Source organism: Pseudomonas sp. RW409 (genome assembly GCF_003184125.1).
Taxonomy (GTDB): domain Bacteria; phylum Pseudomonadota; class Gammaproteobacteria; order Pseudomonadales; family Pseudomonadaceae; genus Aquipseudomonas; species Aquipseudomonas chlororaphis_I.
Window position 1 is genome coordinate 167,060 of record NZ_QHHP01000034.1, and the last position, 18,867, is coordinate 185,926.

At 63.3% G+C, this 18,867-nt stretch carries 19 protein-coding genes; 13 read left to right on the forward strand and 6 right to left on the reverse strand.

All coding sequences use genetic code 11. The features are described 5' to 3' along the window. The first annotated feature begins 366 nt into the window (after window positions 1–366). Entirely contained in the window at window positions 367–1,347 is a 981-nt protein-coding gene (locus DK261_RS16980) for a DUF3829 domain-containing protein (RefSeq protein WP_028683123.1), read from the forward strand. A 69-nt stretch (window positions 1,348–1,416) separates the two neighbouring features. Here the strand turns inward: DK261_RS16980 and DK261_RS16985 are convergent, their stop codons facing one another. The 4 genes from DK261_RS16985 to DK261_RS17000 form a co-directional block, all read right to left on the reverse strand. Further along, window positions 1,417–1,671 carry a hypothetical protein gene (locus DK261_RS16985; protein ID WP_009042865.1) on the reverse strand — a complete coding sequence of 85 codons (255 nt, stop codon included), beginning with the start codon at window positions 1,669–1,671 and terminating at the stop codon, window positions 1,417–1,419. 36 nt (window positions 1,672–1,707) lie between these two features. Next, the gene (locus DK261_RS16990; protein ID WP_110176044.1) at window positions 1,708–2,016 is read right to left on the reverse strand and encodes a hypothetical protein; all 309 of its coding nucleotides are present in this window, start codon (window positions 2,014–2,016) and stop codon (window positions 1,708–1,710) included. A gap of 86 nt (window positions 2,017–2,102) precedes the next feature. After that, window positions 2,103–3,317, reverse strand: a complete 1,215-nt coding sequence (locus tag DK261_RS16995) for an MFS transporter (RefSeq protein WP_110176045.1) — start codon at window positions 3,315–3,317, stop codon at window positions 2,103–2,105. 108 nt (window positions 3,318–3,425) lie between these two features. Beyond that, complete coding sequence (locus DK261_RS17000) at window positions 3,426–4,076, reverse strand: HD domain-containing protein (protein ID WP_110176046.1); 651 nt, start codon at window positions 4,074–4,076, stop codon at window positions 3,426–3,428. Between the two features lie 258 nt (window positions 4,077–4,334). Between DK261_RS17000 and DK261_RS17005 the strand changes: the two genes are divergently transcribed. The 6 genes from DK261_RS17005 (at window position 4,335) to DK261_RS17030 (ending at window position 10,340) form a co-directional block, all read left to right on the forward strand. After that, window positions 4,335–4,814: a GNAT family N-acetyltransferase gene (locus tag DK261_RS17005; protein WP_007928100.1), complete on the forward strand. Its 480-nt coding sequence runs from the start codon at window positions 4,335–4,337 to the stop codon at window positions 4,812–4,814. Between the two features lie 376 nt (window positions 4,815–5,190). Next, window positions 5,191–6,189, forward strand: a complete 999-nt coding sequence (locus DK261_RS17010; RefSeq protein WP_110176047.1) for a 2-dehydro-3-deoxygalactonokinase — start codon at window positions 5,191–5,193, stop codon at window positions 6,187–6,189. A 13-nt stretch (window positions 6,190–6,202) separates the two neighbouring features. Then, window positions 6,203–6,823 carry a 2-dehydro-3-deoxy-6-phosphogalactonate aldolase gene (locus DK261_RS17015; RefSeq protein WP_110176048.1) on the forward strand — a complete coding sequence of 207 codons (621 nt, stop codon included), beginning with the start codon at window positions 6,203–6,205 and terminating at the stop codon, window positions 6,821–6,823. 48 nt (window positions 6,824–6,871) lie between these two features. Further along, window positions 6,872–8,020 (forward strand): galactonate dehydratase, encoded by a 1,149-nt coding sequence (gene dgoD / locus DK261_RS17020; RefSeq protein ID WP_016702133.1) that lies wholly within the window; start codon window positions 6,872–6,874, stop codon window positions 8,018–8,020. A gap of 156 nt (window positions 8,021–8,176) precedes the next feature. Then, entirely contained in the window at window positions 8,177–9,487 is a 1,311-nt protein-coding gene (locus DK261_RS17025; RefSeq protein ID WP_009047858.1) for an MFS transporter, read from the forward strand. A 55-nt stretch (window positions 9,488–9,542) separates the two neighbouring features. Beyond that, window positions 9,543–10,340 carry an IclR family transcriptional regulator gene (locus DK261_RS17030; RefSeq protein ID WP_097302620.1) on the forward strand — a complete coding sequence of 266 codons (798 nt, stop codon included), beginning with the start codon at window positions 9,543–9,545 and terminating at the stop codon, window positions 10,338–10,340. Between the two features lie 92 nt (window positions 10,341–10,432). Here DK261_RS17030 and DK261_RS17035 read toward each other — a convergent pair whose 3' ends face one another. Beyond that, complete coding sequence (locus DK261_RS17035) at window positions 10,433–11,485, reverse strand: NAD(P)-dependent alcohol dehydrogenase (protein WP_110176049.1); 1,053 nt, start codon at window positions 11,483–11,485, stop codon at window positions 10,433–10,435. Between the two features lie 180 nt (window positions 11,486–11,665). Between DK261_RS17035 and DK261_RS17040 the strand changes: the two genes are divergently transcribed. Beyond that, window positions 11,666–12,556: an AraC family transcriptional regulator gene (locus DK261_RS17040; protein WP_016702136.1), complete on the forward strand. Its 891-nt coding sequence runs from the start codon at window positions 11,666–11,668 to the stop codon at window positions 12,554–12,556. 181 nt (window positions 12,557–12,737) lie between these two features. Here the strand turns inward: DK261_RS17040 and DK261_RS17045 are convergent, their stop codons facing one another. After that, window positions 12,738–14,402: an electron transfer flavoprotein-ubiquinone oxidoreductase gene (locus DK261_RS17045; RefSeq protein WP_110176050.1), complete on the reverse strand. Its 1,665-nt coding sequence runs from the start codon at window positions 14,400–14,402 to the stop codon at window positions 12,738–12,740. A 546-nt stretch (window positions 14,403–14,948) separates the two neighbouring features. On the opposite strand from DK261_RS17045, the gene DK261_RS17050 reads away from it, so the two are divergent. From DK261_RS17050 to DK261_RS17070, 5 genes are all read left to right on the forward strand, one after another. Beyond that, a complete protein-coding gene (locus DK261_RS17050; protein WP_016702138.1) occupies window positions 14,949–15,698 on the forward strand; it encodes an electron transfer flavoprotein subunit beta/FixA family protein in 750 nt (249 codons plus the stop codon). 2 nt (window positions 15,699–15,700) lie between these two features. Further along, window positions 15,701–16,630, forward strand: coding sequence for an electron transfer flavoprotein subunit alpha/FixB family protein (locus DK261_RS17055; protein WP_009042879.1), 930 nt, complete (start codon window positions 15,701–15,703; stop codon window positions 16,628–16,630). Window positions 16,631–16,711: 81 nt separating this feature from the next. After that, window positions 16,712–17,536 (forward strand): ABC transporter substrate-binding protein, encoded by an 825-nt coding sequence (locus DK261_RS17060; protein WP_110176051.1) that lies wholly within the window; start codon window positions 16,712–16,714, stop codon window positions 17,534–17,536. Window positions 17,537–17,545: 9 nt separating this feature from the next. Next, on the forward strand, window positions 17,546–17,902 hold the full coding sequence (locus DK261_RS17065) for a DUF4398 domain-containing protein (protein WP_009042881.1): 357 nt from the start codon (window positions 17,546–17,548) through the stop codon (window positions 17,900–17,902). After that, window positions 17,899–18,711 carry an OmpA family protein gene (locus tag DK261_RS17070; RefSeq protein WP_009047865.1) on the forward strand — a complete coding sequence of 271 codons (813 nt, stop codon included), beginning with the start codon at window positions 17,899–17,901 and terminating at the stop codon, window positions 18,709–18,711. Before DK261_RS17065 ends, DK261_RS17070 begins: the two co-directional genes overlap by 4 nt. Window positions 18,712–18,867: the final 156 nt, after the last annotated feature.

The window sequence follows — 18,867 nt, forward strand, 5'->3', positions numbered from 1 at the left end:
GGGTCGGGAGGAAGGCCGATAAGTGCCCGGGAATCGACGAATGGGGCTCTCGACGCCAGTGCCAGAGGGGTGTGATCGCTGTCACAGAAGCACAGCATTGCGCACAAAAGCGGCAGGCCAGGGCGGCCCGAGGTTTGCCAGGGCGGGGGAAGTCTCGCACAATGCCTGCCCCGGAAATGGATGCGTCTGACGAGTTGTCAGGCCTTTTCGCGAGATGCTCATGGATGATTCTTACGCCCCAGATCAGGGGCGGCTGATCGATACAGTACGCCCGCTATCAATCCCCTGTTGCGCAAATCCAACCCCGTCACCGGTCTGCCGCTGCCGTGCGGTGTGGTCGTGGCCTGTTTTTAAAGGAATGAACCAATGAATACCCGGATGTTTTTGGCTGCGGCCCTGTTGGGCGGCAGCGTGCTGCTGGCCGGTTGTGGCGACAAGACTGAAAAGGTCAGCCAGCCTGCGGCACAGGTCGATGCCAAGCAGCAGGAAATCGATAAATACAACCAGTACGTCGGTGCGGCGAACAGCATCAGCGAATCCTTCCAGACGTTCCTCCAGCGTTACCAGCAGTACGAGGTGCCAGCCTTGGCGGGCAAGGCGCCGATCAGCGCTTTCAGCGTCGGCAACGATATCCTCATCGATCGCCTGAGCCAGGCCCTGGATGGCGCCCTGGCCATCGATACACCAATCCCGGAAGTGGATCAGGCGGCCCAGGCCTTTTCCGCGGCGCTGAAAACCCTCTCGCCGCTGAGTCATGAGCTGCAGAACTACGCGACTTCCAAGGGCTACCTGAGCGACAACGGCGAGCTGGCCCGTCGCCAGAGCCAGGCCTATCTGGCCGCCCTGACCGCGGTCAGCGAAAAGGAGCAGGACTTCTACGCAGGTCTTGGCGCGCGTGACCTGGCGCTGACCAAGCAAGCCTTCGACGAGGCGCCGAAAGACACCGCGGCCTACTACCGTGCCGGGTTGATCTACTACGGCAAACTCAACACCGCCGATGCCGAGACGCTGTTCGCCGAACCGAACGATCCGCAGGCCCTGGCGGCTTTCGAGAAGTCCCTGGCACTGGTGGCCGACGCGGCCGCGGGCTGGAATGGCAAGGTCAGCGCCCAGGCGGCGCAGAGCGGCAAGTCGTGCGGTGGCGGCATGCTGGAAATCAATGAGTTCATCGGCCAGTCGCGTTCGATCATCCGCGACGTCAAGGACGGGGTGTACAAGCGCGCTCCCGAAGGCGCGATGAAGAACCTGCCGGCGCATATGCAGAGCTCGAGCATCGTTCGCTCGGCCAACCGCTACAACCGCACCTACGGCAACATGATCAATCGCTTCAACCATCCGACCTGCTGAATCGGCGCTGGCGGCACCCGCGTCGCGACGCGGGTGCCGGTGGGCGCAAACGAACGCCCGGGCCTTCGATCAGGCGTCCAGCTTGCGGGCCGCTTCCACTCCGGAAGCGGTCAGCTTGATCGGCAGGTTCAGGGCATGTTCGCCCGCCGGGTTGAGGGTGACATGGCCCTCCTTGATCAAGCCGCGTTCCTGCAACATTGCCAGGGTACTGGCCACGACTCTTTCGCCGCGATAGTTATCCAGCACCTCCTTGCCCAGGCCGTTGGGGTGGGCGTGCAGCAAGCGGGTGAGCACTTCTTTTTCCAGCTCTTTGTCGACGTTCATGCGGACCTCTGTGTGGGGGAAGGGTGCGTGCCTGGTTCATTGGTCGGTGCCGTGGCCTTCGGAGCCTGTGCCGCCGGTGGTGGTTTTCGGCTTGCTGTCCGGCGGGTCGGTGTCCAGGGTACCGGCGCGGCCGGTGTCGTTGCCCTGGATGCGCGGATCGGTACCCGTGGCGGGGGGCAGGGTGCTTTCGTCCACCTGCGGCGGGTTGATATTGATGCTCGGCGAGCCTTGGGTGGCCGGGGACTTTGGCCGTTCCACCGGATCGATGGGGCCGCTGGCGCCGGCGAAGGCCGCCGAGGACAGCAGCCCGGCCAGGGCGAGGAGCGTCAGCCTGGATTTGATCATGATGTCGCCTCCATTCGTTTTTAGAGTCGCTACCTGATCTTGGGCTGCCGGCGATTTTGATTGGTGCCTGATGAACGACGAACGGTTCAGGCGTTCTGCGCCACCCCGTCGGGTTTCAGCCCGCGCCAGACCAGGCGCCCGACGCTGATCAGCCAGTTCAGCAGGGCGATGCCCAGCACCGTGAGCATCAGGGCCGGCATGCCCTGTTCGACGATGATCCGGCCGGCCAGCAGCGGAAAGCCGAACACCCCGATGAAATAGGCCAGGCTGAACAGCAGCAAGGCTTGCGAGGTGTCGCCGGGCGGCGCTTCGTTGGCGGCCAGGCCGTTGATCACCGAGTAGGTCAGGCCGTAGCCGACCCCCAGGACCACGGCGGCCAGCAGATAACTCGTCGCGTCATCGACCAGCAGCTGGAACATCAGGATCGACCCCAGCATCAACCCCGAGAGCAGGCACGCCGTGCGATAGGCGTCGCGCTTGACCACGAAGCCGGCGATCAGCAGGCGGCTGCCGATGGCGGCCACCATGAAGCCGAGAAAGAACAGCGAATAGTCCAGCGAGCGGGAGGCCGCGTAGCTGGTCTGGAAACTCGACAGGCCGCCGAATACGCAGCCGCCGAGACCGACCATGAGGATCGGGAACAAGGCCTTGGACGAGAGCACCCGGGCGCTGCTGGCCCAACTGATTTTCGCCGCGCCGGCCCCCAGATGGCTGGGGTGTCTCTTCAGCAGCGCGCCCAGGCGCCAGAAGATCAGCACGCCGATCAGGCTGGCGGCTGCGGCCAGCAGAAAGGCCGCAGTCAATGGGTAGCCCAGGGCGCTGGCCAGCCGCCCCAGCAGCGGGCCCGAGCCGATGCCGCTCATCATGCTGCCCGACAGCAGGGCGAAGAACCTGGCCCGCTGTGCCGGCGCCACCATCATCGCGACGATGATCGGCCCCAGGGTGTAGAACACGCCCCAGCCCAGGCCCAGGGTCAGGCCGAAAAACAGCAGGGCATCGCCAAAGCCGGGCGTCAGGGCAAAGCCCAGGCTGGCGACCACCAGCAGGCAACCGAACAGGGCAATCGAGCGCGCGGCGCCCAGCAGGTCCGACAGGTGCCCGGAGAAGATCACCGCGACCAAGGTGCTGAGCATGGCGACCGAAATCACGCTGCCGGCATCGTGCTCATTGCCACCGCGCGAGCCGATCAGCAGCGAGAGCAGGAAGGTCGAGCCATAGGACAGCGACAGCAGGTAGCTGGCGACACAGAACAGCCCGAACAGCCTGGCTGGAACCATGGGTGGTGGGGTAGCGCTGGACATGCGCAGGCCTCGTTTCTTGTTGGATTCATGAGGCGCCGTTCTACCATGGGCGGCTGTCGCGTTAGTTGTGATCTTGCAGGCTTCAGGGTTAGCGCCTAGCGGAGTAAGTCAGCCGCCGATCTCGTCGATGAACTCGTCCATGAAGCGCTTCAGGCGGGTATGCCGCACCTGCGCCAGGCGCGCGCCGGTCACGGTCTGAAAGCCCTCGGCCAGGTGCAGCAGCTTGGTGTGGAAGTGGTCGAGGGTGAAGTTCAGGTCGTCATAGCCGCGGTGCTCGGCGTGCGGGTCGTGGGGATCGTAGAAGGCTCGGTTCAACCGGCCGCCGACATAGAAGGTGCGGGCCACGCCGAGAGCACCGAGGGCGTCGAGACAGTCGGCGTCCTGCAGGATCTTCGCCTCCAGGGTTTCGGCCTGGATGGCGGCGGAAAAACTGTGGGCTTCGATGGCGTGGGCCACCGCGGCGATCTTGGCTTCGGGCCAGCCCAGCCGGTGCAGCAGGGCCGCGGCCTTTTCCGCCGACAGGCGCGAGGCCTGGGCGCGCAGCGGTGAGCTCTTTTCCACGGCGACGCAGTCGTGTAGCAGGGTGGCGGCCAGCAGCACCTGCAAATCGCCGCCGTCTTCCTTGGCGATGCGCCGCACATTGGCCCACACCCGCTGCAGGTGCGACAGGTCGTGGGCGCCGTCGTCGACAGGCTCCAAGGCGTGGGGCAGCAGGGTATTGGCGAGATCGGGCAGGGGAGCAAAAGCGTGGGCGGTCATCAGGAGGGAGCCATCAGCGGGTCAATAACGCGCCACTGTAGCCGCTGTCGAAGGCGGCGATAAGGCCCATGACGCTCATACCTGCGTCCTTTGCTGGCTGGCCGGTCGGTCAGTCTGCGGCGCTGGTCGCGGGAATCGGCAATTCCGACATGGACAATCACCCGCCACGACCTCCAGGCATATCCCTGTGAAATACCCGTGCATGTCCTTCCCCTGTCGATCTAATATGGCCGCCTGCCTTCTAACCGAGACCCGCCGATGTCCGTCGAAATCCGTCCAGCCGTGCCCAGCGATGCACCGCAAATCCTTGCCTTCATCAGGGAGTTGGCCGATTACGAACGCGCTCGCCATGAGGTCATCGCCAGCGTCGCCGACATCGAGCGCAGCCTGTTCAGCGAGGGCGCCACGGCCCACGGCCTGATCTGCCTGCGCGATGGTGTGCCGATCGGTTTCGCGGTGTTTTTCTTCAGCTATTCCACCTGGCTGGGCAGCAACTGCCTGTACCTGGAAGACCTCTACATCACCCCTGCACAACGTGGCGGCGGCGCTGGCAAACAGCTGCTGCGGCACCTGGCGCGGATCGCCTGCGACAACGGTTGCGGGCGCTTCGAGTGGAGCGTGCTGGAGTGGAACGAACCGGCGATCCAGTTCTACAAATCCCTGGGCGCCCAGCCTCAGGAAGAGTGGGTGAGGTACCGCATGGATGGCGATGTGCTGCGCGCGTTCGCCCAGGGCTGAGTCCATCGTCAACGCTGTAGGGGCAGCCGCTCGCTATCCGGTTGCTCGCGATTCCTTTCCAGATCCCTCGCTGCCAAGACCGCCCTGTGTACTCGGGGCAGCCGGCGTTTTTCTTCGGGCTTAGGCCCGCATTCACTGCCCAGGCTCAAAAACCGATCTCACTCGTTGCCGGTTCCTGTTCCCTTGTAGGGACAGGCGGTCGACGCCTGCCTGCTGCCATGAAAACCAGGCAATAGCGGGCTGTTCTCATGCAAATCAATAAATCCCACAATATGGGAGTTATATTTATATATTGAGATTTTATTTGAGTCGGGTTTATAGTCGCCGCCATCAGCTCTTACGCACTCACTGCCAAAAACAACTCACAGGTGAAGCGATGCAGGCGCAATTGATCGCGCTCGATTGGGGAACCACCTCCCTTCGTGCTTACAAACTCGCAGCAGGCGGCCAGGTGCTGGAACAGCGCGCGTTGACCTCGGGGATCATGCAGTTGCCGAAAGTGGCGCGGATGATTGCCGGCCAGCGCTGCGACAACGGTTTCGAACTGGCCTTCGACGACGCCTGCGGCGACTGGCTCGACGCGCAGCCGGGGTTGCCGGTGATTGCCTGCGGCATGGTCGGCAGCGCCCAGGGCTGGCGCGAGGCCAGTTACTGCGAGACCCCGGCGGATGTCGCCCAGCTCGGACAGGCCCTGGTGACCTTGCGCAGCCGGCGCGGGGTGGACGTGCATATCGTGCCGGGGGTGATCCAGCGTTCGCGCTTGCCGAACGTGATGCGGGGCGAAGAAACCCAGGTGCTGGGTGTGCTGCCGCAACTGGCGGGCGGGGCAGGGGACGACGTGCTGATCGGCCTGCCCGGCAGTCATTCCAAATGGGTGCAGGTGGCCGACGGTTGTATCGTCCATTTCGACACCTTCATGACCGGCGAGCTGTTCGCCGTGCTCAGTCAACACAGCATTCTCGGCCGTACCCAGGAGCGTGGCGCGGCGTTCGACACCGAGGCCTTCGATCGCGGCGTGCAGGTGGCCTTGTCCGTCGAGGGCGAGATCGGCCCGCTGTCGACTCTGTTCAGCGCCCGCAGCCTGGGGTTGACCGGTGAACTCAGCGGCCGCGCCCAGCCGGACTATCTGTCGGGCCTGCTGATCGGCCACGAACTTTGCGCACTGGCCGCCGTGCAGCGGCGCCGCCGTCACGGCGAGCCACTGCCATCGATCGTGCTGATCGGCAATGCCCAGCTTTGCGCCCGCTACAGCCGGGCCCTGTCCGCCTGCGGTTTTCCCCGGGTAATCCTGGCCGAACAGGCCACCGAACGCGGTTTATGGCACCTGGCTGAAGCGGCCGGGCTGCTGGCGCGCGTCCCTTGCGCTCATCCTTGAAAAGAGGTCCGACATGCTCAAGCAAGCACTGGCACATAACGGCCTGATCGCCATTCTCCGGGGGCTGCGTCCGCAAGAAGCGGCGGCCATCGGCGAGGTGCTGTATCAGACGGGGTTTCGGGTTATCGAGGTGCCGCTCAATTCTCCACAGCCCTTCGACAGCATCCGCATCCTGCGCGACGCCTTGCCCGCCGATTGCCTGATCGGCGCCGGCACGGTGCTGACTCCGGAGCAGGTCGAGCAGGTCAAGGCCGCGGGCGGCCAGGTGATCGTCATGCCCCACAGCGACCCCAAGGTGCTGCGCGCGGCCAGGGCCGCCGGCCTGTATCTGTCCCCCGGCGTGGCCACGCCGACCGAGGCGTTTGCCGCGCTGGCCGAAGGCGCCGACGTGCTCAAGCTGTTCCCCGCCGAGCAGATGGGCCCGGCGGTGGTCAAGGCCTGGCTCGCGGTATTGCCGGCCGGCACCGTGCTGCTGCCGGTGGGCGGGATCACCCCGGACAACATGCAGGTGTTCGTCGACGCCGGGGTCAAGGGCTTCGGCCTCGGTTCCGGGTTGTTCAAGCCGGGGATGAGCGCGGCTGAGGTGGCGACTCGCGCCAAGGCCTATGTCGCCGCCTGGAACGCCCTGGCTTAAGACTTTTTCTGCGCCGTCGGCGCTGCATCCGACAAGAGAGACAAGAAGATGAAAATCACCAAACTGACCACCTTTATCGTTCCGCCACGCTGGTGCTTTCTCAAGGTCGAGACCGACGAGGGCGTCATCGGCTGGGGTGAGCCTGTGGTCGAAGGGCGGGCACACACGGTGGCCGCCGCTGTGGACGAGCTGGCCGATTACCTGATCGGCAAGGACCCGCGCAATATCGAGGACATCTGGACCGTGCTCTACCGCGGCGGCTTCTACCGTGGCGGCGCGATCCACATGAGTGCCCTGGCCGGTATCGACCAGGCGCTGTGGGACATCAAGGGCAAGGCCCTGGGCGTGTCGGTCAGCGACCTGCTGGGTGGCCAGGTGCGAGACAAGATCCGCGTCTATTCGTGGATCGGCGGCGACCGTCCGGCCGATACCGCGCGCGCCGCCAAAGAGGCGGTGGCGCGTGGTTTTACCGCGGTGAAGATGAACGGCACCGAGGAGCTGCAGTTCCTCGATACCTTCGACAAAGTCGACCTGGCCCTGGCCAACGTGGCCGCGGTGCGTGATGCGGTGGGGCCTAACGTCGGGATCGGCGTCGACTTCCATGGCCGGGTGCACAAGCCCATGGCCAAGGTACTGATGAAGGAACTCGATCCCTACAAGCTGATGTTTATCGAAGAACCGGTGCTCAGCGAAAACTACGAGGCCCTCAAGGAGCTGGCGCCGCTGACCAACACGCCGATCGCCCTGGGCGAGCGGCTGTTCTCGCGCTGGGATTTCAAGCGGGTGCTCAGCGAAGGCTACGTCGACATTATCCAGCCGGATGCTTCCCATGCCGGCGGCATCACCGAGACCCGCAAGATCGCCAACATGGCCGAAGCCTACGACGTGGCCCTGGCCCTGCATTGCCCGCTGGGGCCGATTGCCCTGGCCGCCTGCCTGCAACTGGACGCGGCCTGCTACAACGCCTTCATCCAGGAGCAGAGCCTGGGCATCCATTACAACGAAAGCAACGACCTGCTGGACTACGTCAAGGACCCGCGCGTCTTCGACTACCAGCAAGGCATGGTGACGATCCCCAACGGCCCGGGCCTGGGTATCGAGATCAACGAGGAATACGTCATCGAGCGCGCGGCCATCGGCCACCGCTGGCGCAACCCGATCTGGCGCCACGCCGACGGCAGCTTTGCCGAATGGTGAGTTGATTCATTGCTTGTAGGAGCGAGCGTGCTCGCGATGCAGACGACAGGGTCTGACTTCTTATCGCCGTGAAGCAACCGACGCCATCGCGAGCAAGCTCGCTCCTACAGGTACAGAGAAACATTGCCCTCAATAACCATAAGAAGAGGCATCCCCATGCAACCGGAAACCTTCACCGGGCAGGCGTCGCTGGTCGCGCCGAGCCGCAAGCGTTTTTTCATCATGCTGCTGTTGTTCATCACGGTGGTGATCAACTACCTGGACCGCAGCAACCTGTCGATCGCCGCGCCGGCGCTGACCAGCGACCTGGGTATCGACCCGATCCACGTCGGGCTGATTTTCTCGGCCTTCGGCTGGACCTACGCCGCCATGCAGATCCCCGGTGGCTGGCTGGTGGACCGGGTACCGCCGCGCATTCTCTACACCGCGGCGCTGCTGCTGTGGTCGCTGGCGACGGTGATGCTCGGTTTCGCCGCCAGCTTTATCGCCCTGTTCGTCCTGCGCATGGCGGTGGGCGCGCTGGAGGCGCCGGCCTATCCGATCAACAGCCGGGTGGTGACCACCTGGTTTCCCGAGCGCGAACGTGCCACGGCCATCGGCTTTTACACCTCCGGGCAGTTTGTCGGCCTGGCTTTTCTCACCCCGGTGCTGGCCTGGCTGCAGCATGCCTTTGGCTGGCAGATGGTGTTTGTCGTCACCGGCGCGGTGGGCATTCTGTGGGCGGCGATCTGGTACGCGGTGTATCGCGAACCACGGGATTTCAAGGGCGCCAACCCGGCGGAAATCGACCTGATCCGCCAGGGCGGCGGCCTGGTGGATATCCAGCGCGAGACGGCCAAGCGCAAGGCGCGTTTCAACTGGACGGACCTGGGGATCGTCCTGAGCAAGCGCAAGCTGTGGGGCATTTATCTGGGGCAGTTCTGCCTCAATTCGACCCTGTGGTTTTTCCTCACCTGGTTCCCCACTTACCTGGTGAAGTACCGCGGCATGGACTTCATCAAGTCCGGCCTGCTGGCGTCGCTGCCGTTCCTCGCGGCCTTTGTCGGCGTGCTGTGTTCCGGGTTCTTCTCCGACTGGCTGATCCGGCGTGGCGCCTCGGTGGGTTTTGCCCGCAAGCTGCCGATCATTGGCGGGCTGCTGATTTCCACCTCGATCATCGGCGCCAACTTCGTCGAGTCGACGCCGCTGGTGATCGCCTTCCTGGCGCTGGCGTTCTTCGGTAACGGCCTGGCCTCGATCACCTGGTCGCTGGTCTCGACCCTGGCGCCGGCACGGTTGCTAGGGTTGACCGGCGGGGTGTTCAACTTCATCGGCAACCTGTCGGCGATTGCCACGCCGATCGTCATCGGCTTCCTGGCCAGCGGCGACTCCTTCGCCCCGGCCATTACCTACATTGCCGTGCTGGCGCTGGCGGGGGCCTTGTCCTACGTGCTGCTGGTGGGCAAGGTCGAGCGTATCGAGTTGTAGTGGCGGGGGGCGGGCGACCATAATGCCGCCCGTTCTCACCCTCAAAAGGCTGGATATGCAGGACGACGCAGCAAAGACCGCCAAGGATGCCGCCCCCACCGGTACCCAGACATTGCTCCGTGGCCTGGCGGTGGTGCAGGCCGTGGCCAGCGGTGCCCGCGACCTCAAGGAAATCGCCCGGCTGATCGGCACCACCCGCAGCACCACCCATCGCCTGGCCAGTTGCCTGGTGGACGAGCGTTACCTGAGGGTGGTGCCGCAGGTCGGCTACCTGCTGGGGCCGAAGCTGATCGAGCTGGGTTTCCAGGCCCGCGAAGCCTTGCCGCTGGTGACCCTGGCCAGGCCATTCCTCGACGAGCTGTCGGCGTTGACCGGCGACACCATTCACCTGGCGATCCGCGAAGACGACGATGTGCTGTACCTGCACAAGAACCCGGGGCGCAACGGCCCGGAAATGCGCTCGCGGGTTGGCCACCGCATGCCGCTGGCGCGCACCGGGATCGGCAAGGCGCTGCTGCTCGATAGCACGCCGCAGGAGTGGCAGCGTTTATATGAAGTGAGCCTGCCGGCGGGCGGCAGGAATGCCCTCTGGCCGCAGCATGAAGAGCCGACCTGGGAGCAGTTCCAGCAGCGCATGCAGGAATATGTGGCGGGCGGTTATGCCTTCGACCTGGAGGACAACGAACCGTCGATCCGTTGTGTGGCGGCGCCGGTCCGCGATGCCAGCGGCAAGATCGTCGCCGGCATCAGTATCGCCAGCACCGTGCCGTACATGCCGCTGGAGAAGATGGCCGAGCTGATCCCGGTGATCAAGCAGGCCGCGGCTGGCATCTCCGCCGAGCTCGGCGGCTGACTCAGGCTTCTGTAGGAGCGGAGCTTGCCCGCGATGGGATTTCTCCAGGTCCATCGTCATCGCGGGCAAGCCTCGCTCCTACAGCACGCGGTTTATTGCTTGAGGGTCGCCATGTCGATGACGAAGCGGTATTTCACATCGCCGGCGATCATCCGCGCGTAAGCCTCGTTGATCTGGCGGATGTCGAGCATTTCGATGTCGCAGGTGATGTTGTGCTTGGCGCAGAAATCCAGCACTTCCTGGGTTTCGGCGACGCCACCGATCAGCGAGCCGGCCAGCACGCGACGCCCCAGCACCAGCTTGGCCGCGTGCACGGGCGGGTCCACCGGTTCGATCAGGCCGACCAGGATGTGTACACCGTCAAAACGCAGGGTATCCAGGTAGGGGTTGAGGTCGTGTTGCACCGGGATGGTGTCCAGCAGGAAGTCGAAGCGGCCGGCCGCGGCTTTCATCTGCTCGGCATCGGTGGAGACAATCACATGATCGGCGCCCTGGCGACGACCTTCCTCGGCCTTGCTCGCCGAACGGGTGAACAGGGTCACTTCCGCGCCCAGGGCCTTGGCGAACTTGATGCCCATGTGGCCCAGGCCGCCCATGCCGAGAATGCCCACCTTGTCGCCGGCCTTCACCCCGTAATGCTTGAGCGGCGAGTAGGTGGTGATGCCCGCGCAGAGGATCGGCGCGGCGCTGGCCAGGTCGAGTTTCTCGGGGATACGCACGACAAAGTGCTCGCTGACCACGATGCTGTCGGAGTACCCGCCCATGGTGTTGCTGCCGTCGACCCGGTCCGGGGTCGCGTAGGTCATGGTCGGGCCTTCCAGGCAGTATTGCTCCAGGTTGGCGGCGCAGGCCTCGCAATGCCGGCAGGAGTCGACCATGCAGCCGACGCCGACCAGGTCGCCGACCTTGTGCCTGGTCACTTGGGCACCGACCGCGGTGACCTTGCCGACGATCTCGTGGCCCGGCATCAGCGGGTACACGGCGATGCCCCATTCATTGCGGGCCTGGTGGATATCGGAGTGGCAGACGCCGCAGTAGAGAATCTCGATGGCCACGTCGTCGGGGCGCGGGCTGCGTCGCTGAAAGCTCATGGGGGCGAGGGGCGTGGTGGCTGACTGGGCGGCGTAACCGATGGCTGTGTACATGATGAACCTCGCAAAAGCACTGACAGGTGAGGCGGGCCATTCTCGGCGCCGCTGCCGGGCGCGAACATGGCGATTCCTCGGCATGTCATGCCTATTCCTCCGCCATCGGCCATTTGCGCGCGGCATTGGCGTTCAGACCTGCGATGATGTTTTCATCCCTTTTTCCGTGAAGTTTTCCCCATGTTGTTGACCCGTCATCTCGATGCCAACGCCACCCTGGTATCCCTGATCCAGCCCCTTGCGACCCGCGACGGTTTCGTCCCCACCGAGCTGCCGGGGGTCATGGTGCTGCGGGCCAGTTGCGATGTGGCCCGCGGCCCGCAGATCTATGAGCCGAGCCTGATGATCATCGTCCAGGGCAGCAAGCTGGCGTACCTGGGCCCGCGGACCCTGGAGTACGGCGCCGGGCATTACCTGATCCAGGCGCTGTCGGTGCCTTTCGAGTGCGAGACCTTCGCCATGCCCAATGCGCCGTTGCTCGGGGTGTCCATCGCCCTCGACCGGGCATTGTTGGGCGAACTGGTGCTGGCGATGGGCGTTGCTGCGGGGCGCAGCGCCCAGGCGCAGACCCCGGAGTCCATGACCTCGGTGGTGCTCGATGACACCATGCGCGGTTGCGTGGAGCGCCTGCTGCGCTGCCTGCACGATCCTCTGGAGTGCAAGGTCATGGGCCAGGCGCGTTTGCGCGAGTTGATGTTCACCGTCTTGCGCGGGCCGCAGGCCGATGTGCTACGCGCGCTGGTGGAGCAGCACGGGCAATTCGCGCGGATTTCCGCCTCGCTCAATCACTTGCACGAGCATTACACCGAGCCGCTGAACGTCGAGACCCTGGCCCGTTGCGCGAACATGAGCGCCTCGACCTTCCATGAGCACTTCAAGCGCAGCACGCTGCTGTCGCCGGTGCAGTACCTCAAGCGCCTGCGCTTGCTCAAGGCGCAGCAGTTGCTGCTGGGGGAAGGGCTGGGCGTGGCCCAGGTGGCGCATCGGGTGGGGTACCAGAGCACCTCGCAGTTCAGCCGCGAATACAAGCGCTACTTCGAGCGCAATCCGGGGGATGAGCGAGCAGCCTGATGGGTGGAGCGACACTCTTCTGTAGGAGCGAGGCTTGCCCGCGATGAATAGCGACGCGGTCTGACAGAGACATTGCCAAGGCTTTATTGCACGCAAGCTGTGCTCCTACAGAAGCGGGGCAGTGGTGCTGGCAAATAAAAAAGGCCCCCATTCGGGAGCCTTTTTTCTTTGAGTGTACGCCTTACATGTTCGGGTAAGTCGGGCCGCCCGCGCCTTCCGGCGCGACCCAGGTGATGTTCTGCGCCGGGTCCTTGATGTCGCAGGTCTTGCAGTGCACGCAGTTCTGGGCATTGATCTGGAAGCGCTTCTCGCCGTCTTCCTTGGTGATCACTTCATACACCCCGGCCGGGCAGTAGCGTTGAGCTGGCTCATCGTACAGCGGCAGGTTCTTGCCGATCGGGATGCTCGGGTCGCTCAGCTTCAGGTGGCAAGGCTGTTCTTCTTCATGGTTGGTACCCGAGATGAACACCGAGCTGAGTTTGTCGAAGCTGAGCTTGCCGTCCGGTTTCGGGTAGTCGATCTTCTTGCAGTCCGCCGCCAGCTTCAGGCAGGCGTAGTCCGGCTTGGTGTCGTGCAGGGTGAACGGCAGCTTGCCGCCGAAGATGTTCTGGTCGACCCAGTTGAAACCGCCGCCGACGATGGCGCCGTACTTGTGGATCGCCGGGCCGAAGTTGCGGCTGGCGAACAGCTCTTCGTACAGCCAGCTGGACTTGAACGCTTCTACATAGGTGTTCAGTTCGTCGGCACCTTCGGAGCCGGCGAACAGCGCATCGGCCACGGCGTCAGCGGCGAGCATGCCGGACTTCATGGCGGTGTGGCTGCCCTTGATCTTGGCGAAGTTCAGGGTGCCCAGGTCGCAACCGATCAGCGCGCCGCCCTTGAACACCATCTTCGGCAGCGAGTTCAGGCCGCCTTTGCAGATGGCCCGCGCGCCGTAGCTGACGCGCTTGCCGCCTTCCAGGTACTGCTTGAACACCGGGTGATGCTTGAGGCGCTGGAACTCGTCGAACGGCGACAGGTAGGTGTTGCTGTAGGACAGGTCGACGATCAGGCCGACCACCACCTGGTTGTTTTCCAGGTGATAAAGGAAGGAGCCGCCGGTGTTCTCGGTGCCCATGATGTCCAGCGGCCAGCCGGCGGTGTGGACCACCAGGCCTGGCTGATGCTTGGCCGGGTCGACTTCCCAGATTTCCTTGAGGCCGATGCCGTAGTGCTGGGCGTCGGCGTCGCTGTCCAGGTTGAAGCGCTTGATCAGCTGCTTGCCTATGTGGCCACGGCAGCCTTCGGCGAACAGGGTGTATTTGCCACGCAGTTCCATGCCGGGGGTGTACAGGCCTTCCTTCGGATTGCCTTCGCGATCGACACCCAGGTCGCCGGTGATGATCCCGCGGACCACGCCGTTCTCGTCGAACAGCGCTTCCTGGGCGGCGAAGCCCGGGTAGATTTCCACGCCCAGGTTCTCGGCCTGCTGGGCCAGCCAGCGACACAGGTTGCCCAGGGAGATGATGTAGTTGCCTTCGTTGTGCATGGTCTTGGGCACAAAGAAGTCGGGAACTTTGGTCGCGCTGTCGGCGTTTTTCAGGACATAGATGTCATCGCGCTGGACCGGGGTGTTCAGCGGCGCGCCGAGTTCCTTCCAGTCCGGGAACAACTCGTTCAGGGCGCGCGGTTCGAACACGGCGCCGGAAAGAATGTGAGCACCGACTTCGGAGCCTTTCTCGACCACGCAGACGCTGATTTCCTTACCGGCTTCGGCGGCCTTCTGCTTCAGTCGGCAGGCGGCGGACAAGCCAGCGGGGCCGGCACCGACGATGACCACGTCGAATTCCATGTATTCGCGTTCCACTAGGCTATCTCCTACTCAAGGCTCAACGGTTTTTTTCTAATTGGAGGTTGGGTGTCGCATCGATGGTTTTCTCCGCCAAACAGGGGAGGGGACAATGAACGACCCGCCTTTATCTCTAGGCGGCGCATTATATCTACACCACTCTTAGCGTCCAATACAAACGTTTGTTTGAATTTGCTGCAGCCCATGTAAATCAAAGAAGCGCGGCTTATGACAGACCATTTTGGCGTATTGACCAGAATAGGCGTTCCGGTCAAGATACGGTCGGTTTTGCGCTCGCCGTAGGCTGACTGTTGGTTTCAAGAGCACCTCTAAAGACAGGGCGAAAGCAGTACAAGGTGACGCAACGCGCAGTTTACACGCCGCGATAAAGAATGACCGGCCAGTCGCTACTGACGAACGGTCATCATCCCGTGAGCAGGGTCATCTGTCTGCTGTCCCAAGGGGCAATGCCAGCGTTTTTAGAGGTGCCCTTGTGCCCGATGAGCATCAACCGCCAGGTTCGCCTAGGCGACTTTCTTTTCACCGGAGAGTAACGAGGAATCCATGAAGGTTCTTGTAGCTGTCAAACGCGTTGTCGATTACAACGTCAAGGTTCGCGTCAAGGCGGACAATTCCGGCGTCGACCTCGCCAACGTCAAGATGTCGATGAACCCTTTCTGCGAAATCGCAGTGGAAGAAGCCGTACGCCTGAAAGAAAAAGGCGTAGCGACTGAAATCGTCGTCGTCTCCATCGGTCCTGCTACTGCTCAAGAGCAACTGCGTACCGCCCTGGCGCTGGGTGCCGATCGTGCCATCCTCGTCGAATCCGCTGATGAACTGAACTCGCTGGCCGTGGCCAAGCTGCTCAAGGCTGTGGTCGACAAGGAACAGCCTCAGCTGGTGATCCTTGGCAAGCAAGCCATCGACAGCGACAACAACCAGACCGGCCAGATGCTGGCTGCCCTGAGCGGTTACGCTCAAGGCACCTTCGCCTCCAAGGTCGAAGTGTCGGGCGACAAGGTTGCCGTGACCCGTGAAATCGACGGCGGTCTGCAAACCGTTTCGCTGAGCCTGCCGGCGATCGTCACCACCGACCTGCGTTTGAACGAGCCGCGCTACGCGTCCCTGCCAAACATCATGAAAGCCAAGAAGAAGCCGCTTGAAGTGCTGACTCCTGATGCTTTGGGCGTTTCCACCGCCTCTACCAACAAGACCCTGAAAGTCGAAGCGCCGGCTGCACGCAGCGCGGGTATCAAGGTCAAGTCGGTCGCTGAACTGGTCGAGAAACTGAAAAACGAAGCGAAGGTAATCTGATCATGACTATCTTGGTAATCGCTGAACACGACAACAAGGTGCTGGCCCCGGCCACCCTGAACACCGTTGCCGCCGCTGCCAAAATTGGCGGCGACATCCACGTCCTGGTCGCTGGCCAGGGCGCTGGCGCCGTGGCTGAAGCCGCGGCGAAAATCGCCGGCGTGAGCAAGGTCCTGTCCGCTGACAATGCTGCCTACGCGCACCAGCTGCCGGAAAACGTTGCCCCTCTGGTAGCAGAGCTGGGCAAGGGCTACAGCCACATCCTGGCCGCCGCCACTTCCAACGGCAAAAACATCCTGCCGCGGGTTGCCGCGCAGCTGGACGTCGACCAGATCTCCGAGATCATCTCGGTAGAAAGTGCCGACACCTTCAAGCGTCCGATCTATGCCGGTAACGCCATCGCCACCGTGCAATCGAACGCTGCCGTGAAGGTCATCACCGTGCGTGCCACCGGTTTCGACCCGGTTGCCGCCGAAGGTGGTTCGGCCGCTGTCGAAGCGGTTGCTGCAGCTCACGATGCCGGCAAATCGAGCTTCGTCGGCGAAGAGCTGGCCAAGTCCGACCGTCCTGAACTGACCGCTGCCAAGATCGTCATTTCCGGCGGCCGCGGCATGCAGAACGGCGACAACTTCAAGCACCTGTACGCCCTGGCCGACAAGCTGGGCGCAGCCGTGGGTGCTTCGCGCGCCGCGGTCGACGCAGGTTTCGTACCCAACGACATGCAGGTCGGCCAGACCGGCAAGATCGTTGCGCCACAGCTGTACATCGCCGTCGGTATCTCCGGCGCGATCCAGCACCTGGCCGGCATGAAAGACTCCAAGGTGATCGTTGCGATCAACAAGGATGAAGAAGCGCCGATCTTCCAGGTGGCCGACTACGGCCTGGTAGCGGACTTGTTCGAAGCCGTACCTGAGCTGGAGAAGCTGGTCTAATCCAGCGGCTTCACTTATAAAGAGCCCGGTCTTTTGGCCGGGCTTTTTTATTGTCTGGGATGTGAGTGGGAGAATTTCGCCATGGATCTGCACCGCCTGGGTGGTCTGTCAGTGCTGCTGGGCCTGACATTGATGCCGTTGTCGTCGATGGCCGCCGGCAAATGCGAGCGCCTGGTGGTGACCGGCAGTCCGGATGCCCCACCGTATCTGTGGCGCGACCCGCAGGATCCCAGCCACCTGATTGGCGCCAGCGCCGAACTGCTGCAGCACGTGGCGCAGGAGCTGGGGATCAAGGTCGAGCTGTTGTATGCCGGCAAACGCTCCGCCGCCCTGGATGAAGTGCGCAGCGGGCGCATGGACATGCTGGCCGACGCCCCGCTGACGGTGAATGAGCTGGAAGCGCTGGACTACATTCATCCGCCGTTGCTGGAGAACGACTTCCTGGTCTGGACCCGCAAGGGCTCGACGCTGAGCTACAGTCAGCCGTCGGACCTGCATGGGCATACCGGCGCAGTGTCGGAAAGGGCGCGCCTGACGCCGTCCTTCGAGGCCTTCGCCAAGGGCCAATTGAGCCTGACCCGCATGCCGAACCTGACCCAGGCGTTCCAGAAACTGCTGCTGGGGGAGGTGGAGTACGTACTGGCCGGACGCTACGCCGGCATGGCCCTGGCCCAGTCGCTGGGCATGGCCAACGATCTGCTGGCTTTTGAGCAGCCCGCCGACAAACCCGGCCTGTTCCTGGCTGTCTCGCACAACTCCGCCTGCAATGACCCATGGTTGCGCGGACAGTTGGCGAAAAAGATGACAGAATTGCCCGCGTCCGGTCTGACGGAAGCCGTGCTGCAGCGCAATCTCGAGCGTTGGAAGGCACAGTTGCAGCAACCTGTCAGTACCCCCAAACAGTAGGGATTTCTAGTGAGTATTCGACCTCTTTTCGCTGCCCTGGCCGTCCTGGCTCTGGCGGGTTGCGCAGCCGATCCGGCGCCGAATGAACAAATGCGCCTGACCGAACAAACCCTGGCCCAGGCCAAGGCTGTGGGGGCCACGGCAGAGGATGTGCCGGAAATGAAACTGGCCGAGGACAAGTTCGCCCGCGCCCAACGCAACATGCAGGAAGAGTCGTTCAAGCACGCGCGGATGCGTGCCGAGCAGGCGGAACTGGATGCGCGCCTGGCCGAGGCGCGCGTCCTGACCCTGAAAAGCCAGGAACAGCTGAACCTCGTCCAGACCCGCATCACTCGCCTGCGCAAGCAGTTGGGAGATGCCCAATGATTCGTCTGACTCGAGTATTGGGCGGCGTGCTGCTGATTGCCTGCACCGGCCTCTACGGCTGCGCCGGGCAACGCAGCGAAGCAGCGCTGGAACAGGCCAGCGAAGACTTCCAGAAGGTCAAGGAAGACTCCAACGTGCTGCGCATCGCGCCCAAGGACGTGATCCGTGCCGGTGAGTCCCTGGCCCGGGCCGATCGCCTGTCCAGCTACTGGGGCAGCGGTTCGGATGTGGTGCACTACGCCTACCTCAGCCAGCGCTACAGCGAAATTGCCCGCGAGCACACTAACCAAGCGCTGAACCAGGAGCAGGCGGCCAAGCTCGAACTCGAACGCCAGCGCCTGCAACTGGCGCTGCGCGAGGCCAAGCTGCTGAGCGTGCAGCAACAGGGCAAGTGGCTGGAAGAGCAGATCATCAACCTGGCCACCACCCAGACCGATCGCGGGCTGGTGATGACCCTGGGCGATGTGCTGTTCGACACCGGCGAGGCGGAGCTGAAAAGCTCGGCCAACCGCACTGTGCTCAAGGTCGTGCAGTTTCTCCAGCTGAACCCCAAGCGCGTGGTGCGAATCGAGGGTTACACGGACAACACCGGCGACAAGCAGAGCAATCTGAAACTGTCCCGCGACCGGGCGCAGGCCGTGGCCGATATCCTGGTGGACCTGGGGGTCGAGGAGAAACGGGTCCAGGTCGAAGGTTATGGTGATGAGTACCCGGTCGAGGCCAATGCCTCCGAACGTGGGCGAGCGCAGAACCGTCGGGTGGAAATCGTCTTCTCCGACGAGAAAGGCCAGCTGGGCGCCGCGCGCTAAGACGCGGATGGTCAAAACAACCCGGTTTCCCTGCGGAGCCGGGTTTTTTTGTGCCTGACGATTGGCACACAAAACAGTACAGTTTTTGCTGACACTGCCCTGTACGGTCGACTATTGTGGCAACTGTCCCAGTACACTTATGAACTGTTCCGGTAT

What these genes read in the sequence shown, in the direction of transcription:
- DK261_RS17050 (WP_016702138.1), top strand. Translation starts at nt 14,949, where the DNA reads ATGAAGGTTCTTGTAGCTGTCAAACGCGTTGTCGATTACAACGTCAAG.
- DK261_RS17015 (WP_110176048.1), top strand. Translation starts at nt 6,203, where the DNA reads ATGCTCAAGCAAGCACTGGCACATAACGGCCTGATCGCCATTCTCCGG.
- DK261_RS16995 (WP_110176045.1), bottom strand. Translation starts at nt 3,317, where the DNA reads ATGTCCAGCGCTACCCCACCACCCATGGTTCCAGCCAGGCTGTTCGGG.
- DK261_RS17070 (WP_009047865.1), top strand. Translation starts at nt 17,899, where the DNA reads ATGATTCGTCTGACTCGAGTATTGGGCGGCGTGCTGCTGATTGCCTGC.
- DK261_RS17035 (WP_110176049.1), bottom strand. Translation starts at nt 11,485, where the DNA reads ATGTACACAGCCATCGGTTACGCCGCCCAGTCAGCCACCACGCCCCTC.
- DK261_RS17055 (WP_009042879.1), top strand. Translation starts at nt 15,701, where the DNA reads ATGACTATCTTGGTAATCGCTGAACACGACAACAAGGTGCTGGCCCCG.
- DK261_RS17030 (WP_097302620.1), top strand. Translation starts at nt 9,543, where the DNA reads ATGCAGGACGACGCAGCAAAGACCGCCAAGGATGCCGCCCCCACCGGT.
- DK261_RS16980 (WP_028683123.1), top strand. Translation starts at nt 367, where the DNA reads ATGAATACCCGGATGTTTTTGGCTGCGGCCCTGTTGGGCGGCAGCGTG.
- DK261_RS17040 (WP_016702136.1), top strand. Translation starts at nt 11,666, where the DNA reads ATGTTGTTGACCCGTCATCTCGATGCCAACGCCACCCTGGTATCCCTG.
- DK261_RS16985 (WP_009042865.1), bottom strand. Translation starts at nt 1,671, where the DNA reads ATGAACGTCGACAAAGAGCTGGAAAAAGAAGTGCTCACCCGCTTGCTG.
- DK261_RS17005 (WP_007928100.1), top strand. Translation starts at nt 4,335, where the DNA reads ATGTCCGTCGAAATCCGTCCAGCCGTGCCCAGCGATGCACCGCAAATC.
- DK261_RS17060 (WP_110176051.1), top strand. Translation starts at nt 16,712, where the DNA reads ATGGATCTGCACCGCCTGGGTGGTCTGTCAGTGCTGCTGGGCCTGACA.
- DK261_RS17000 (WP_110176046.1), bottom strand. Translation starts at nt 4,076, where the DNA reads ATGACCGCCCACGCTTTTGCTCCCCTGCCCGATCTCGCCAATACCCTG.
- dgoD (WP_016702133.1), top strand. Translation starts at nt 6,872, where the DNA reads ATGAAAATCACCAAACTGACCACCTTTATCGTTCCGCCACGCTGGTGC.
- DK261_RS16990 (WP_110176044.1), bottom strand. Translation starts at nt 2,016, where the DNA reads ATGATCAAATCCAGGCTGACGCTCCTCGCCCTGGCCGGGCTGCTGTCC.
- DK261_RS17025 (WP_009047858.1), top strand. Translation starts at nt 8,177, where the DNA reads ATGCAACCGGAAACCTTCACCGGGCAGGCGTCGCTGGTCGCGCCGAGC.
- DK261_RS17010 (WP_110176047.1), top strand. Translation starts at nt 5,191, where the DNA reads ATGCAGGCGCAATTGATCGCGCTCGATTGGGGAACCACCTCCCTTCGT.